16 protein-coding genes and 2 pseudogenes are annotated in these 14,669 nt (G+C 65.2%); 11 read left to right on the top strand and 7 right to left on the bottom strand.

Annotated features, from left to right (window positions below; genetic code table 11):
* The 3 genes and pseudogenes from AC5LUJ_RS16445 to AC5LUJ_RS16435 all read right to left on the bottom strand — a co-directional run.
* Positions 1-272: pseudogene (locus AC5LUJ_RS16445) on the bottom strand (PIN domain-containing protein); the annotation flags it as partial.
* Between the two features lie 6 nt (positions 273-278).
* Positions 279-749 carry a helix-turn-helix domain-containing protein gene (locus AC5LUJ_RS16440; RefSeq protein WP_250284568.1) on the bottom strand — a complete coding sequence of 157 codons (471 nt, stop codon included), beginning with the start codon at positions 747-749 and terminating at the stop codon, positions 279-281.
* Between the two features lie 378 nt (positions 750-1,127).
* Positions 1,128-1,343, bottom strand: coding sequence for a nucleotidyltransferase family protein (locus AC5LUJ_RS16435; RefSeq protein WP_250292286.1), 216 nt, complete (start codon positions 1,341-1,343; stop codon positions 1,128-1,130).
* Between the two features lie 566 nt (positions 1,344-1,909).
* Between AC5LUJ_RS16435 and AC5LUJ_RS16430 the strand changes: the two genes are divergently transcribed.
* From AC5LUJ_RS16430 to AC5LUJ_RS16415, 4 genes are all read left to right on the top strand, one after another.
* The gene (locus AC5LUJ_RS16430) at positions 1,910-2,332 is read left to right on the top strand and encodes a YtxH domain-containing protein (protein WP_250292288.1); all 423 of its coding nucleotides are present in this window, start codon (positions 1,910-1,912) and stop codon (positions 2,330-2,332) included.
* A 993-nt stretch (positions 2,333-3,325) separates the two neighbouring features.
* Complete coding sequence (locus AC5LUJ_RS16425; protein WP_250284573.1) at positions 3,326-3,529, top strand: hypothetical protein; 204 nt, start codon at positions 3,326-3,328, stop codon at positions 3,527-3,529.
* On the top strand, positions 3,526-3,933 hold the full coding sequence (locus AC5LUJ_RS16420; protein ID WP_250284575.1) for a helix-turn-helix domain-containing protein: 408 nt from the start codon (positions 3,526-3,528) through the stop codon (positions 3,931-3,933). Before AC5LUJ_RS16425 ends, AC5LUJ_RS16420 begins: the two co-directional genes overlap by 4 nt.
* Positions 3,930-4,403 (top strand): PIN domain-containing protein, encoded by a 474-nt coding sequence (locus tag AC5LUJ_RS16415; RefSeq protein WP_493465241.1) that lies wholly within the window; start codon positions 3,930-3,932, stop codon positions 4,401-4,403. The genes AC5LUJ_RS16420 and AC5LUJ_RS16415 overlap by 4 nt, the downstream gene beginning before the upstream one ends.
* Positions 4,404-4,629: 226 nt before the next feature.
* Here the strand turns inward: AC5LUJ_RS16415 and AC5LUJ_RS16410 are convergent, their stop codons facing one another.
* Together AC5LUJ_RS16410 and AC5LUJ_RS16405 are read right to left on the bottom strand one after the other, a co-directional pair.
* Positions 4,630-5,196, bottom strand: a complete 567-nt coding sequence (locus tag AC5LUJ_RS16410; RefSeq protein WP_250284579.1) for an IS110 family transposase — start codon at positions 5,194-5,196, stop codon at positions 4,630-4,632.
* Between the two features lie 24 nt (positions 5,197-5,220).
* Positions 5,221-5,436 (bottom strand): hypothetical protein, encoded by a 216-nt coding sequence (locus AC5LUJ_RS16405; RefSeq protein ID WP_250284580.1) that lies wholly within the window; start codon positions 5,434-5,436, stop codon positions 5,221-5,223.
* Positions 5,437-5,701: 265 nt separating this feature from the next.
* On the opposite strand from AC5LUJ_RS16405, the pseudogene AC5LUJ_RS16400 reads away from it, so the two are divergent.
* Positions 5,702-5,841: pseudogene (locus tag AC5LUJ_RS16400) on the top strand (IS982 family transposase); the annotation flags it as partial.
* Positions 5,842-6,232: 391 nt separating this feature from the next.
* On the opposite strand, the gene AC5LUJ_RS16395 reads toward AC5LUJ_RS16400, so the two are convergent.
* Positions 6,233-6,391: a hypothetical protein gene (locus AC5LUJ_RS16395; RefSeq protein WP_250284581.1), complete on the bottom strand. Its 159-nt coding sequence runs from the start codon at positions 6,389-6,391 to the stop codon at positions 6,233-6,235.
* 743 nt (positions 6,392-7,134) lie between these two features.
* Here AC5LUJ_RS16395 and AC5LUJ_RS16390 point away from each other — a divergent pair.
* The 6 genes from AC5LUJ_RS16390 to AC5LUJ_RS16365 all read left to right on the top strand — a co-directional run bounded on the left by AC5LUJ_RS16390 (position 7,135) and on the right by AC5LUJ_RS16365 (position 13,937).
* Positions 7,135-9,273, top strand: coding sequence for an aminotransferase class III-fold pyridoxal phosphate-dependent enzyme (locus AC5LUJ_RS16390; protein ID WP_250284582.1), 2,139 nt, complete (start codon positions 7,135-7,137; stop codon positions 9,271-9,273).
* Positions 9,274-9,438: 165 nt separating this feature from the next.
* Positions 9,439-10,614 carry a cytochrome P450 gene (locus AC5LUJ_RS16385; protein ID WP_493465240.1) on the top strand — a complete coding sequence of 392 codons (1,176 nt, stop codon included), beginning with the start codon at positions 9,439-9,441 and terminating at the stop codon, positions 10,612-10,614.
* Between the two features lie 67 nt (positions 10,615-10,681).
* Positions 10,682-11,023 carry an antibiotic biosynthesis monooxygenase family protein gene (locus tag AC5LUJ_RS16380; RefSeq protein WP_493465239.1) on the top strand — a complete coding sequence of 114 codons (342 nt, stop codon included), beginning with the start codon at positions 10,682-10,684 and terminating at the stop codon, positions 11,021-11,023.
* 10 nt (positions 11,024-11,033) lie between these two features.
* Positions 11,034-12,059: an ATP-binding cassette domain-containing protein gene (locus AC5LUJ_RS16375; protein ID WP_250284585.1), complete on the top strand. Its 1,026-nt coding sequence runs from the start codon at positions 11,034-11,036 to the stop codon at positions 12,057-12,059.
* Positions 12,059-13,639 carry a hypothetical protein gene (locus tag AC5LUJ_RS16370; protein ID WP_250284587.1) on the top strand — a complete coding sequence of 527 codons (1,581 nt, stop codon included), beginning with the start codon at positions 12,059-12,061 and terminating at the stop codon, positions 13,637-13,639. The genes AC5LUJ_RS16375 and AC5LUJ_RS16370 overlap by 1 nt, the downstream gene beginning before the upstream one ends.
* 100 nt (positions 13,640-13,739) lie before the next feature.
* Positions 13,740-13,937: a ferredoxin gene (locus AC5LUJ_RS16365; RefSeq protein ID WP_250284589.1), complete on the top strand. Its 198-nt coding sequence runs from the start codon at positions 13,740-13,742 to the stop codon at positions 13,935-13,937.
* Here AC5LUJ_RS16365 and AC5LUJ_RS16360 read toward each other — a convergent pair.
* Complete coding sequence (locus AC5LUJ_RS16360) at positions 13,925-14,476, bottom strand: transcriptional regulator (protein WP_250284591.1); 552 nt, start codon at positions 14,474-14,476, stop codon at positions 13,925-13,927. The two genes, AC5LUJ_RS16365 and AC5LUJ_RS16360, sit on opposite strands and share 13 nt — an antisense overlap.
* Positions 14,477-14,669 lie beyond the last annotated feature (193 nt).

The raw sequence follows: 14,669 nt of genomic DNA, 5'->3' as shown, positions 1-14,669 counted from the left end.
ACGTGGCGGTCCTTGGGATCGTTGGTCATGCCGTCGATGAGGTGTTCGTAGCCGGTGACGGTCGCGTCGGGGAAGTATCGGCGCATGTGGTTGATGCGCCGGTCGACGCGGTCGGCCGGGACGCCGGCGTCGACGACGTTGCGCCGCAGTTCGTCGAGGATGTCGGCTGACCACAGGGGCCGGTAGGCCTCGGCTTCGGCGAGCCGGAGCAGGGTGTCACAGAGGTAGGCCGGGTAGAGCACGCAGGCGTCGAGCAGCGCGGGGAACGTCACGGCCTCTTACCGGGTTGATGTGGGGGCCGCGGTCAGGGTGTAGAGGTCGTCCTCTTCGGCTTCGGCGGCCATCTGGTCCAGTGCCTGGCGGCGTTCCCGGCGGGTGCGGTCGCGGTAGTCGAGGATGTCGCGGAGCATGACGCGGCGGTGCCGGCCGCGCATGGTGTAGGGAATTTCACTGTCGGTCAGCAGGCGTACCAGAGTGGGGCGGGAGATATTGAGCAGGTCGGCGGCTTCCTGGGTGGTGAGCATGGTGTTGTGCGGGGCGATCGAGATCGCCAGGCCCTGGGACAGAGCGGTCACGACGTCGTGCAGGATTCCGTAGAGCTCGTCGGGGATGTCCATCTTGGAACCGTCGGGGCCGACCAGCCGTGCGCGTGCGGGCTCCTCGAGCCCGGCCAGGCGGCGGGCGAACCGGGCGAGGGTGGAGTTGTCCGCGGGTGGGAGGACTGTTCGCTCTCGAATCACGGTGGCCACGACTCCAGGCTACTTCTATTCGAAAAATCCGCAAACAGGTCGCGGCTGGGTGGAGGTCGCGCGCGGAGACCGGCCGCAGGTCGCCCGCGGCCCGCGGTCGCAACGGGTGACCGGTGTGCCGGCCGTCCGTCACCGGGCGGATCTGCGGATGCGACTGGAGTCCATGAAAATAGTGGATAAAAGTAACATTTTGACAACTCGCCGGAGTGGCAGTTCGTGACGTAGAGCGACCATCGTGTGATCCTGCGGGTGAGCATGATCTGCACGTCCTCGTCGGCGTCGTACCGCTCCCGGCCACGCCGCACCCGGACCGCGATCTTCTCCGCCGCGTCCAGGATGTCCGCCAGCCGCTCCTCGTCCCGCCGCACAGACAGCCGTTCAGACCGGCACAGCCTCGGCGAGCACCCGGTCACGGATACGCAGCTTCAGCCCGCCCTCGGTCGCGACCTGCGTGAACACACCCAGCAGGTCCTCCACCGCGAGCGCGAAAGCCGCCATGTCGAAGTATCCATGACCAGGCCCGACATCGATCAACAGATCCAGATCGCTGGACCCCGTGGCCTCACCACGCGCCACCGACCCGAACACCCGCACATTCCGAACCCCGAACCGACGCCCGACAGCAAGAATCTCCTCGCGATGCGCACGCACCTCGTCCGAACGTCACCGGAGGCCGCTCCCCCGCTTGCGGGCATCCCTCCCGGCTCAGGCGTCACTTAGGATCTGTAATGAAGTAACAAATGCATCCCCGGGAGCGTCTTCGCAGGTCACGGACCTACAGAAGGTTCAAGATGAACAGGTTATTTCATTCCGCCTCCTTACCTCCTGCCCGGACGGTCCGCCGGCAAACCGGGAAATACCGCTTTCGTGAACAGCGGTATCAAGCTTCACTGCCCATAGGAAGGATCGAACTCGCCGGAAGTCGACTCGGGAGTGCGCGGCCGGAGGCTGTTCGGCGTGCCGCGCATCCACCCGCTGCTGGGTGGCGGATCTCCGCTGTACTTCGAGCCGTTTGACGTCGATAGATGGTTGCAAATCACTGTAATGGGGATGCAGGTCGCGATGGTCGCCGTCGTCGGGGTGGACCTGCGTCAGCCAGGAATCCGCGCTAGCATGACTGCCATGTGATTATGCAGGAAGACGGCGGAAGGGTGAGAATTATGGCCCGTTTGTCCGAGCAGCTGGCCTACCTCTCGAGGCGTGCCAAGGCAGCCGAGGGTGCTGCGGATGCTGCCGAGGCCGAGACCCGCGAGGAGCTGGCGGCCAAAGTCGAGCAGGCTCGCGCCAACGCCGAGCGGCACGCGAGCGAGCTTCGCGAGAAGGCCTCGGACGTGACCCAGGAGGCTTCCAGTCGGTGGCGCGAGATCCAGGACCGCTGGAAGGACCACGTGAGCAAGGTGCGTGCTGAGGTCCAACAGAAGCAGACCGAGCGCGACGCCCAGCGTGCCGAGCGGCGCGCGGAGTACGCGGAGGACGACGCCGTCTGCGCGATCTCTTTCGCTATCGCCGCTGTGGAAGAAGCCGAGTACGCCGTCCTGGACGCCACCTTGGCTCGCGCCGACGCTGCGGCCGTCAGCACCTGATCCTCATCTCATTGCCCCGGATTCGGTTGGCGACGCCCTGCTCGGCTTTTGCGCGCGGGCGTGGCTCGGCCTGTAAGACCTGGCAGACATCCCGCCGTCAACGCAGGGGTGCTGTTCGCCGACGCCCGCCGCATCGCCGGGTTCATCGGCTTCTGGTTGGCAGGCAGGGGCCGCGAGACCGCGTGCTTGGTCAGTCGGATCGATCAGGACCACATCCACCGTCAAGCCAGCCTGGGCGCATTTCACCGCGGCTTGCCTTGCCCTGTTCAGATCGGACAGACCGTCGGTCACGAGGAGAATCCGCACAACCAACGGTCTTGGGGCGAGTCCCTCGCTGTGCTGCCGAGCGCGGTCAGGCGCCGCGGCGATGTCGGTCCCATTGTCCGGCCGCGATGGTCATGGGTTAACGTGCGTATGCAGGCACAGCGCGTGCTGGGCGAGCCGGCTGGTGTGCGCGGTGACCGCCAGCCGGGCCGGGAGCCGCTGGCGGCGCCGATCGCCTGCCCTACGCTGCTGTCTCCTCCCGAGAGCACGCGCGCCACGCGAGGGACGATGCCGAGACGACTCGAATGTCACTCATGGTCACTATTTGCGTCAACTGGGCGAGGGCCATTGTTCCGTACGAACCGGCCAACGGGGTCACTACCTGCTCGTTCGCCGGGCACCCGATCGTCCCGATCGATAGGTCGAACCTATCGACCCAGGCCAGACGTCAACTACGCAGCGTGGTGGACCTAACGCACCACAACAAGAACCGTTCGATCACGGTTCCGGGTCCCGAAATCATCATCCGCCCGGTCGCCACGCGGTCACCGACCTGGGACGATTCCCGGTGACCACGCCGACCGGAACATCATCTAGCGGATCGGACGGATGTTCCGTATACCTGGCGGGTTCCAAGGTTCCGGTCCGTAGCCATCCACCGGCAGAACCAGGAGCTGGGCGACGGGATCCGCCTCATCGACAGAGCCGGCTCACCCGGCGGCTATCAGGTTGTCCGAGGCGGGCCAGAGCGGGGCCGGCTTCAACGTGCGCCGCCAGACCTACCGGGTGATCAGTCGCATCGACGACGGGGTGCTGGCCGCGACAGTCGCCGCGGTCGAACCCAGCCTCGCCCAGCGGATGCGCACCGGGAATGTGTTGCAGTTGTTGCAGTTGTTGCAGTTGGAGCAGATGAGGCAGGTGGGGCAGGCATGACCGAGCTGCTGCTACGCGATGCCGAGGCTCTCCACCGCGCCTTGGCGACGTCCGGTGGAGAGGTGAGGGTGGCGTTCTCGCGCGAGACGGCCGAGCTGGTCTCCCGGCTGCTCGACGCCCGGGTCAGAGGCGAGGAGCTCGTCGCGGCCCCCCGCGCCGCCGAGGTCACGCCGACGGAGGCAGCGGTGCTGCTAGGGATGTCACGTCCCCAGGTCCGCAAGCTGATGGACCGCGGCCTGCTGGAGTTCCGCAAGGTCGGCGCCCACCACCGTGTGCGCGTCTCGTCGATCCGGGCGTTCCTGGAGAACGAGCGCCCGCGACGGCGCGAGGCACTCGCCGAACTGGCCGCCGTGCAGAACGAACTCGGCCTGACCGAACGACCCCCGTCCGCGAGACCGACCTGATCCGCGTCGTTCTCGCGGACGCGAACGTGCTCTACTCCCGAGTCCTGCGCGACTACCTTCTCTACGCCGCCGACCAGGAGATCATCGCCGTTGCCTGGAGCCCTGCGATCCTCGCCGAGGCCGTCGAACATCTCAGACTGAACGTGGCCCGCTTCGACCGTGCTGCCGCCCAGCGTTTGGTGACAGCGATGAACCGCGCGTTCCCCTTCGCCGAGGTCGAGCCCGCCGAGGCGGATTTCCGCGCACTCGCCGACGTGTGGCTACCAGACGAAGACGACCGGCATGTCCTGGCCGCGGCCGTCGCCGCGGAGGCGAATGTGCTCTGCACATGGAACGTCAAGGACTTCCCGGCCGACGCCGCGGCGGCCGCCGAATCGAGGTGCTCACCCCCGACGAGCTGCTCTGCCGGCTCGTGGCAGAATACGAGCCACAGGTGCTCGCCGCTCACCGAACGGCTGTCGCGTCCCTGACCGGCGCGACCGACAGGTCGACGACCGCGGCCCTGCGCCGAGCCGGGGCTTCGACAACCGCCGATCTGATAGAGCGCCTCACCGGAAGCTACTGAACCTCCATCGGCGTCCGCACGGCGGCGCATGCCAGCGGCATTGTGTTCGAGGGTGTCTCCGGGTCAGACAGGAGCCCAGCCACGACCTGCCGGATCTCGCCCCAGAACGCCGCGAGCGACCTGCGCGCCGGTCAGTTCCAGCCGCGCGGACTCGCCACACACGGGAGCCCTCCATCCGCAGCCTCACTCGGACCGCCACGCGGTTGAACGACTACCACCAGGAGTCGACTGCTGCGGAGCCACAGGAGGCTCGAACCACCTGCCTGGCCCGCCGACCTGCAGCTTCGACGGGCGCGAGCACGTCCAAGACGTGAGAACCGCCGGTAGCGGAACCCGTAGAAGGTCTGGGTCGCAGCGACCGACATCACGGCCCGGCCAAGGACGGCGGCCAGGTAGCGGTTGCCCTTCCCGGTCCGGGCGGGCTTGGCCCGCCCGGCGGACTCCCGGTCCTTCGGGGCCAGACCGGCCCAGGCGGCCAGGTGGCCGGGGGTGGGGAAACGGGACGCGTCGACCCCGACCTCCGCGATGATCGCCTGGGCGGCGGTCGGGCCGATCCCGGGAATCTCGGCGAGGCGTTCGGTCAGGCTGAGCCGCCGGCCCGCCCCGGCGTCGGCGCCGGTCGACGCCGGGGGGCCTCGGCCGAGGGGTCGTCCGCCGCCCCACCGACGATCTCCCCGGTGTCGGAGTGGACCTGGCACGGACGTACCGCGCGGTCCTCGGACTCAGCGGGCGTGACCGGGCAGGGACGTCCAGCGGTCCGGGTCGGCGCCGCCGAGCCAGCGGTCGATGTCCGCGCGCCACCACACCCGGGTGCCGCCCCAGGCCCGGGTGCGATTGACCGTCGCGGCCGGCGCGGGCGCGACGGGATCGATCCGCAGCCGACGGTCGACGGCCTGCCGGGTCAGACCGAGGACGACGGCGATGTCGGAGGACCCCACGAATACCGGCGGCTCATCCACGGGATCCGACGATAACCGGCCCGGTCACGGATCCGCTCCGGCTCCGTGATGGCGACGCTCCCGCCGGCATGAGCAGACCACGCCCATGACGTCACGGCTGCTGACCAGCCACGATGACAACCGCGATGAGGTGGCTCGGGCGGCCGAGCATCATCCGGCCGTAGCCGCGACCGATACCTAGTAGTACTAGACGAGCAAGTCCGAAGTCTGGGCTCGCGGTGGCCGGGCATAGGGAGAGAGCTTCAAGGCCCTGCTCGGCCACCACAGCGAGACCCGCTGGCTGCGCCACGCCCGGGCGCACCTGGTCGGGGCCCCTGCCTGCCCGGCCAGCCCGGCCAGCCCGGCTACAACAAGCGGCTGACGTCGGCGTTGCCGCTGGTCAAGACCTCGGCGCCTGGGGAGGGCCCCAGCCATCGGCGTCGTCGGTGAAATCGGCATGGGGCTCGAAGGCGAGGCTCCGGACGTATCCCACGCGCCGAAGACAATGTCCGCGGAGAGTTCGATCGGCACGTCTTGCCATCCAGCGAGGTAGGCAGCGAAGTACGTGGGCAGGACTGGGATAACTCGACGTCGGTCCTGATGTCAGGGCCGACATCCAGCAGGTACCCGCACGCCGACACTCTGTTCCAGCGATGCTTGCGGGCGACCAGCACGCTAACAGAGCGAACCAGCGTCAACGTCGCCGACCACCGCGCACGCCAGTGGGCAGGAACAACGAGCAGAGGGCACGGTGGCGGGGCAGCCCATTCTCCTCGGCGGCAAGACGCTCCGCGGATCACGCGGTTGCGCGGCCGATGCATGGCACCTGCTCGCCACCCTCGACCACGACCGGGGTCCCGTGTTCGGCCAGGACGACGTGGAAGCCAAGACCAACGAGATACCCCAGCTCCTCGTCCTGCTCGTTCGGCGAGGGTGACGTCGTGGACCTTGTCATGATCTGCTGAACAGCAACTTACCAAAACGCTGCAAGCCGCCCGGCGGATTCTCCCGCATGCCGTTCCTTTGGCCACGCTTGACTCTAATTCGAATTAGGTATAGAAAGAGTAAAGACAAAAAGTACACCGCCAGGAGCGGCGCGGTACGGCCAACGAACGCCAACGCCGCAGGGTGCGGTCCGGTGGAACCTCGAGGGGAGCTGTCCGCATGACGAACTCCGCATGACGAACCTTCCCGATGCCGTCGAGGCGATTCGTGCGTTCACGGCCGGACCGGCCCCGGCGACGTCCGTCGCTGCCTCGCACTCCTCGCGGACGACATCGTCCGCTCCGAGGGTGCCGCCAAGACCGGGGCGATCCAGGTCCCGCTCAACACCTACCTGCGTGGAGGCCTCTTGCGCCACCAACTCACGGAGACGGCGGTTGAACAGCGATCGGGGTGGCCGGCTGGCGGCGAGAAAGTACGTCGCGGCCGGGGAATCCCTGCGTCTGCCCAGGTCACGGGCTATTTCGCGCCGCCCGTGTACACGTACAGCGTTGGAGCCGGGTCGCACAGCACCAACAGCATGGAGACTCCTTCCGAAATCCCGAGAGGGGCCTTGACAGGGTACGCGGTAGCCTTACTGAATTGGTTTCAGAGTTTCTACTTTCCGTCTCCTTCGCCGGTGAAGTTGGCATTGGCGGCCTGCTGCGTCGTAGGCGGAAAAGTGAGGCTGCGCCGGGCAGGAAGGATCCGAAGCTCATGGCTCGTGCGGCTCTGACGTCGGCTACGCGGTCGACCCTCGATCTTTTGGCTGAATACAACCTCAGTCAGCGTTGCAACCTTCTCATCGGGAGCAACACGATCAGTGCCGAGGGGGCGATGTTGGGTTTTCTGCTCGACCGTCTGCTGCAGCGTGCACAAGCTCGGGGTGGGCCCTACCGAACATTCTTCACCAACTCAGGTGTCGAAGCGGTCGGGGCGGCCATAAAACTGTGCCGGCACTCGTCGGTGCGGCACAGGAGGGCTAATGACGGTAGCGTCCTCATCGTCGATCCAGAGCAGGATCTGCGCGTCTTCTTTGATCCCACAGAGCAGGGTTCCTCACAGAGTCTCGCACCGGGACTGTGCTTCGTCGAGTCTCTCGACGTGGCGGCTGACCGACTAGCGGAAAAGGCCTGGTCGGGCGTGATCGTCGCACGCTCAGAATGGGAGGCTCGGCCCCGCCTGCACGACGCTTTCGCCGACGCTGGACACGAATCGGGCGCCTTACTCGTCCTCTCGAATCTCGGCCGCGACTTGGGCGGCACGTACTTCAGTCAGAGCGGGATACAGGCCGACGCCCATATCTTCGGAGAGGACCTCTCGGCTCGACAGCTTCCTTTCGGATGTCTGACCATGAGCCAGCGGGCTCATTCAGTGTGGAACAACATCAAAGACGCCGCCGCGCATACCACCACTTTCGGCGGGGCCGCCGTCTCACTTCGCGCGGTACTGGAGGCGCTGGATGCCGCTGACCTGATCGAAGCCGAGGACAAGATTGTCCTCAAGCGTATCGAAGGTACGATGACGGCGCGGGTACGAGCATTCCATCACTACGTGAACCCCCCGATGGCCCGTCTCAACGACGCCATGGGAATGGCTCTCGACATCAAGAGCGCACTAGGTAGCCGGCTGGTGCTCTCCGACGGGCGGGAGATCATCGATTCCGGTGGTGGATCGGGTAGCAACTTACGCGGCCACAACCCTCCGGACCTGGTGGAGAACGTCCTCACCGCGCACCGCCCGGACGGGCGCTACTACGATCAGCTTGAGTCTGTGCTGCAGGTACTGACGGGGTATCCACACTCGGTGCCCGCCGTGAGCGGTGGTACTGCCGTTGATCTAGCTGTCAGCTTCGCCATGCTAGCGCAGCCGGATCGTAAAACCATTGTCAGTTTTCGTGGCAACTACTCCGGGAAGACTCCCATCTCGCTCAGTCTCAGCAAGCATGGCACGCTGTTGACCGAGTCGGACAGAGAAGCGTTCCGACCGTACTATGCCAATCTTGAGTACATCGACCTCGATGAACCCGGCTGCGAGTCTCGGCTGAAGACGGTCCTGAACCGGCCAGACGTGGCATTGGTCTGGCTGGAACTCATCCAGGGCGCTGAATGCCGGCCTATCCCCGACTCGATTATCGAGTTAGTACACCGCTGCAAGGCGTCGGGAGGCTACCTGGTTGGGATCGACGAGGTGCTGACCGGCGGGTGGCGGATCGGTGGAGATTTCCTGGTACATCGGCGTCTCGCGCTGAATGTCGACGTATCGGCGATGGCCAAGCCCCTGAGTGATATGACGGTGCCGCTCGGCGTCGCTCTCGTTACCGACGATGTTTACCGTCGCGCGGCCGCGAGAAACCCGAAACTAGTCGAGAAGCTCACTCGGCACTACCGGTGCGAGCTCAGCGCGCATATCGCGCTGAACGCACTCTCTGGATGTGCAGATCCCGAGCGAATCGTGACGGCGACGCGGCTGCAGGAGATGTTCGCCGAAGGCCTTCGGCGCATCTCTGCACAGTCCAGGATCTTTGCGGCCGTCTCGGGCGAGGGCGGACTGATACGGCTCACTCTCTCTCGCCGCTGGTTCCCGTTCCACCGCCGCTCGGCGCTGGGGTGTGCGCTCGAAATGGCCCTCGCCGAGCTAGTGCTGTCCAACTGCGGGGTCTTCGTGCCGATACTCCGCTTTCATCAGCGGATATTCGCCGACGAGGCTGAGCTGCGCGAAGTTCTCAACAGACTCGAGCGCGGAACCCGCCAGGTGCGCCCTGTACACGTCTATGTAAACGCCGTACGGGGCCTCCTAACCTACGCTCGCCGAGCGCGCTACTTCCGCTCGGCGGTCGATTGGGCGACAGAATAGTGTTCACCTTCGACGCTGCGCTGAGGTATGGAACAGTAGAACAGGTAGGGCTGACGCGAGCCCTCTCGACGCCGCTCACACCCAGTCTGACTCGGCAGACCGCAGAAAGATGAGGTGCCTGCGAGCACGCTTGAAGGTACCGATCCCGGAAAGGACGGAGACGCAATGGCGTATTATTCTCCGCTGGACAGCCTGGTGACAGACGATCCCTACCCGTACTACAAGGCTCTTCGAGAAGAGCAGCCGGTCTACTACAACGAGAAGGACGACTTCTGGGCGCTGTCACGGTACGACGACGTCGCAGGGGCACTCCACGACCCGCTCTCGTTCTCGGCACGCAAAGGCACGGTGTACGAGGACCAGACGCTTGAAGAACTCCCGGTCCCGATGATGGCGTTCCTCGATCCTCCGGACCACACCCGGATGCGGACCATGGTAAGCGGCTCCTTCGTGCCCAAGGCTGTCGCCGGTTTCAAGGTGGCTTTCGGTCGGAACTTCGTCGCACAGTTCGACCGGCTGCCGGGAGCCGAGCTGGATGTGTGCCAGGATCTGCTCCTCCCGTGGGCGATCGAGAACGACCTCGAGCTACTCGAGATCCCGGCGGAGTCTCGTCCACTCTGGCGAGAATGGCTCAATGCGTGCTTCCAGCGCAAGCGCGGAAACATCAGTTTCACCGCGGCCGGGGAAGAGGCCATCGGGCATATCATGACCTTCCTGGCCGAAGAGCATCTGCCTCGGCTTTACGCCACGGAGGGAACATTCCTGTCCAGGCTGATCAATGGAAGTGCCGACGGTGACAGGATGTCAGAGGCGGAGGCTCTCGGGTTCTTATTCCTCATGGCACTGGCTGGACCGGAGGACGTCGCTCGGACAGCCGGATATGTGCTGGCCAATGTTTCGGCGCAGCCGAGTGTGGTGGAGCTGGTCCGAAATGATGAGCCCGCGCGAATGAACGCCATTGATGAGACCATCCGCCGGGATGCGTCCACGCAGTACATGCGAAGAACAACGGCCTGGGATGTTGATATCCGCGACACGGTGATCCCCGAGGGTGCGCGCGTGCTGCTGCTGTTCGGCGCGGCCAATCGGGACCCGGAACTATTTTCCGATCCGGACACGTTTGATATCGATCGCCGGAACTCTCGCCTGGCCATGGGCTTCAGTCGAGGCATACACAGCTGCCTAGGCATTCACGTCTCCCGCCTACAGATGGTCGCCGGGCTCGGCGAGTTCTTCAACCGCGTCGAGAGTGCTGAGTTGGACCTCGACGCCGCCGAGTCGGTGCACGCGATGAACATCACCGGCTTCCAGAGGCTACCGGCCCGGCTCAAGCTGAGGTGACGGCGTGGGTTGACCGCCAGTACGGACCGTCAACCGAGTGAGCTGATACCGACGAGATGGAGTTGAGATGACGACGGTTATGATCAACGCGATAACAGTGCCGCCTGGGGTTGAGGACGAGCTGGCGAAACGGTTCGAAGCGCAAAGCGCGTTACTCAGCGGGCAGCAGGGTTTCGTGGATTTCCAGCTGCTGCGTCCAACGGACGAGCGAAACCGGTGGCTGGTTGTCAGCCGGTGGGATTCGGCGGCCTCGTATGATGCCTGGAAGAACTCGGCCGTATTTGACCAGATGCACCGCGGTCAGCTATCGGGACACGGACACCCCGGGAGCTCGCCTACGCACGGCGACGGTCCGCTCGCCATCGAAAGTGAGGTCTGGTCCTTCGAAGTCTCTACGACGACTGCATAGCGACGCCGCCATGCTCGAGGCCAACAGAACCGAGGAACTGGAAGATGCCGCGGTCCGCAGCGCCAGAGCGCTGGCACATCTGAACGCAGCTCATTCCGACGACTGCCTGATCATCGGCCGGGAGCTCGGTAAGGCAGCCGATGCCATCTCCGCCGTGGCCACCGAGATCGATGGCCACGGGATGAATCTTCAGGTTACGACCCCCGCTGACCGGAGGGATCTATGGATTCCGTTCGCCGGCGGCACGGATGCCCCGGACCGCATCAGGGACGAGGTGACCCGGCTGGCCGGGCTGGCCCGGTGGATGGCGGATCAGGGCGGCGGCGGAGCCGCCGGTGCCAGCGGGGATGCGGAACAGCTGCAGCCGACTGGGGTGATCTCGGGACGGACCTCCCCTGCGGGCAGAGCCGTCCTCACCGCGAAGGGGATCGAGAAAAGTTACCGACCGCGATTAGCGTGGCGGCAGCAGAGCCGCGTGCTCCGGGGAGTTGATCTCGAACTGTTCCCCGGGCAGATCGTGGCACTGGTTGGCGAGAACGGGGCAGGCAAGTCGACCCTGCTGCGGATACTGGTGGGTCTGGAAACTCCGGATCTGGGTGAGCTGCGTCGCGTCGAGCGGGTCGGATACTGCCCGCAGGAGGCGGCTCTGTACGCCCGGCTGACCGTTCGGGAGCACTTCCGGCTCTTCGGGAGCGCGGTCGGGTTGTCAGTCGAACAGATTAACCAGGCGGCCGAGGAACTGCTCGATCAGCTGTCCTTCGCGCAGTACGCGGACTCGGTGACCGACGAGCTGTCGCTTGGTACCAAGGCGAAGCTGAACTTGGCGCTGGCACTGCTGGGAGAGCCAAGACTGGTTCTGCTTGACGAGCCCCACGCCAGCTTCGACTGGGATACCTACCTACGGTTTTGGGAGCTGGCGAAGCTGCGACGTCAGGATGGCACCTGCATTGTCATCGTGAGCCATCGTACGGATGATACGGAACTGTGTGACCAGGTCTACAATCTTTCCAATGGAAAACTCGGACGGGTCAGCTAGTGAATGCGTTCCAGCTATCGCGCCTGTTCGCAGTCGACTTTCTTAGGCATCGACTGAACTGCCTGCTGCTCGTATGCTTCCCCGTCGTGTTCGTACTCGTGTCCGCCGATGCACTGACCGACTTCGCGCGCGTGCTCGGAGGTCACACCGGCCATAATATGATGGGCTCGTTCTCGGCGGCCTGGGCTGGTGCCATAAGTGCTGGTCTGGGCACCTACTTCTCGACGAGCCGCACCAGGGGCGCGGACCACCTGGTCGATCTGAGGACGGCCCGCTGGGATATCTCGATCGCGCGTCTGGCGCTCTTCGCCCTGGTGGGGGCTGGCTGCTGGGGGTCCGCGCTGGCCGCGCTGCGTGTGTGCACTGATGTCAACGTAACCCTGCAGATTGCCGTTGGAACAGGCCTTCTGGTTGGGACCTACGGTTGCTTCGGGGCGATCGTCGGCTCTCTTGTCCATGATGAACTGACGGGCAGTTTGGCTCTCGTCGGGGTGTGGATGCTCGACGTCTTCCTGGGGCCGGCGATGGGCGGCGGCTCGCTGCGGCTGGCGGCTCTGGTGCCCTCCCGCCCGTCGAGCGAGGTCATCATGTCCGGCGTCGACGGCTTTCCGACTGCCCTGCTGGGCGGCATCGTGTGGCTCTCGCTGTCATTGATCGCCAGCTTTGTTCTGCTCGACCGGCAGGTGGCCCACGCGGCGGTGGCGTGGACCCGGGCGAAGTTTGAGGTCAAACCCGTCGGCCAGCGAGATCCCGGCCGTCACCCGGTACCGGTCGGATCTCAGGACTCACGACCGATCGGCCGCCCGGCGGCCGAGCTCACCCGGTCGACGATACGAACATACGCGCGAAACCGGATCCTGTTGCTGGTGCTGCTGGCCACACCCGTCACCTTTGTCGGGGTCAGTTTCTTCATGTTCACCGGAGTGCAGGTCCAGGTGCCCGCGGCCATTGACAACCAGGCGGTGCTGCTGACCATGGCGATGCCCAAGCTGCACGGTGCCTACATGGGATACATGACCGTGTCGTTCCTGTCCGCCGTGGCAGGTCTGTTTGTCGTGATACGTTCGAGGGAGGCCGACTCGCGGCTGATTGTCAGCGGTTACCGCCGACGTAGTATTCTCATCGTGAGGTTGCTGACAGTCGCGGCCGCGTCCTGTATCGTCAGCCTGGCGGCACTGCTCGTAGGTTTCTGCGGCTTCCGGCCGGAGAACTACGGATTATTCGTGGTCGCGTATCTGCTGGGTTCGGTGACGTGGGGATGTATCGGTGCCGCTTTCGCGCCGGTCCTCGGCCGCGTCGGGGGAACGTTGTGCATGCTCCTGCTCCCTTTCCTCGATGTCGGTATCGCTCAGGACTACATGCTGGGTCCGCAGCTGCCGGCGTGGTCCGAGAACTTACCGTCGGCGGGCTCCGTGCAAGTCCTGATCGACTCTGCGTTCAGCACGAGCTTCCACAGCGCCACCGATATTGCGCTGGCCGGCGGCTGGCTGCTCGGCGCGGTGGCGGCCGCGACAGGAGTGCTTCTACTGTCCCTGCGGACGATCGCGAACTCCTCGATCATGAACGGCTTACCCGAGTAGACTGCGGCCGAGAGGACCGCCGGCCCTCAATGTCGCTACAGGTAACAGTCAACGACCCGGCTGGGGATTTGGGCACCATCGAAAGGAAAGGATGATATCCGTGAAGGTCAGGGTGGACATCACGGTCTGTGAAGCCAAGCGGCAATGCAACTTGATCGATCCGGCGCTCTTCTCCCTGGACAGTCAGGGCTACAGTAACATTGGCATCGCGCGAGAGGTCCCTGACGGTGACGAGGACCAGGCCGAGCAGGGCGTGCACGCGTGCCCGGTGCAGGCACTCAGCACCTACTCGGACTGAGCTTGCCGTTTAATCGCCAGAAGGCCGTGGAGGCCGCTCAACATTCCTCCGAACAGCTGATCAGTCTCCGCCGTTGAGGTAGGTGACGACGGCCCGGACGCGGCGGTGCTCGTCCGGGGTGGGCAGCAGCCCCAGCCTGGTGAAGACACTGGCGACGTGGGTCTCGACGGTACGCAGCCCGACGACGAGGCGGGCGGCGATCGCGGTATGGACAGACCCTGCGCCATGAGGCCGAGGACGTCGCGTTCCCGTTCGCTGAGCGCGGCGAGGGCGCTGGCGGGCGCCCGTCTCTCGACGAGGGCCCGGATGACGATCGGGTCGAGCACCGAACCTCCCGCGGCGATCCGGCGGATCGAGGCGAGGAAATCGTCGATCTCGATGATCCGGTCCTTCAGGAGGTAACCCAGTCCTCCGGCGTCGGCCGTGAACAGGTCGAGGGCCCCACCGACCTGGACGTGCTGGCTGAGCAGCAGCACGGCGGTGGCCGGATGGTGTTCGGGGTCGGCAACATCTGGGCCCTGGACATCAAAGTCGGACAAGGTCGATCATCTGCTTCCGCGACTCGGCGGTGTAGAGCAGTTTTGATCTCGGCACCTGCGATCCTCCTTGAAACTATTGCTCCAAAGAGCCCAGACGTGAACAGAATCGGGTCAACTTCAGCCCCGGCCGAAACCCGAATTTTGGAGCCCAACAGGGCGTCCGGCCGCGGATGACGCGGAAGCTTGCGATCCA

It is taken from the genome of Protofrankia sp. CiP1_Cm_nod3 (assembly GCF_982290655.1).
Note: the sequence above shows the minus strand (reverse complement) of the source record. Positions and strands in the feature narration are given on the sequence as shown.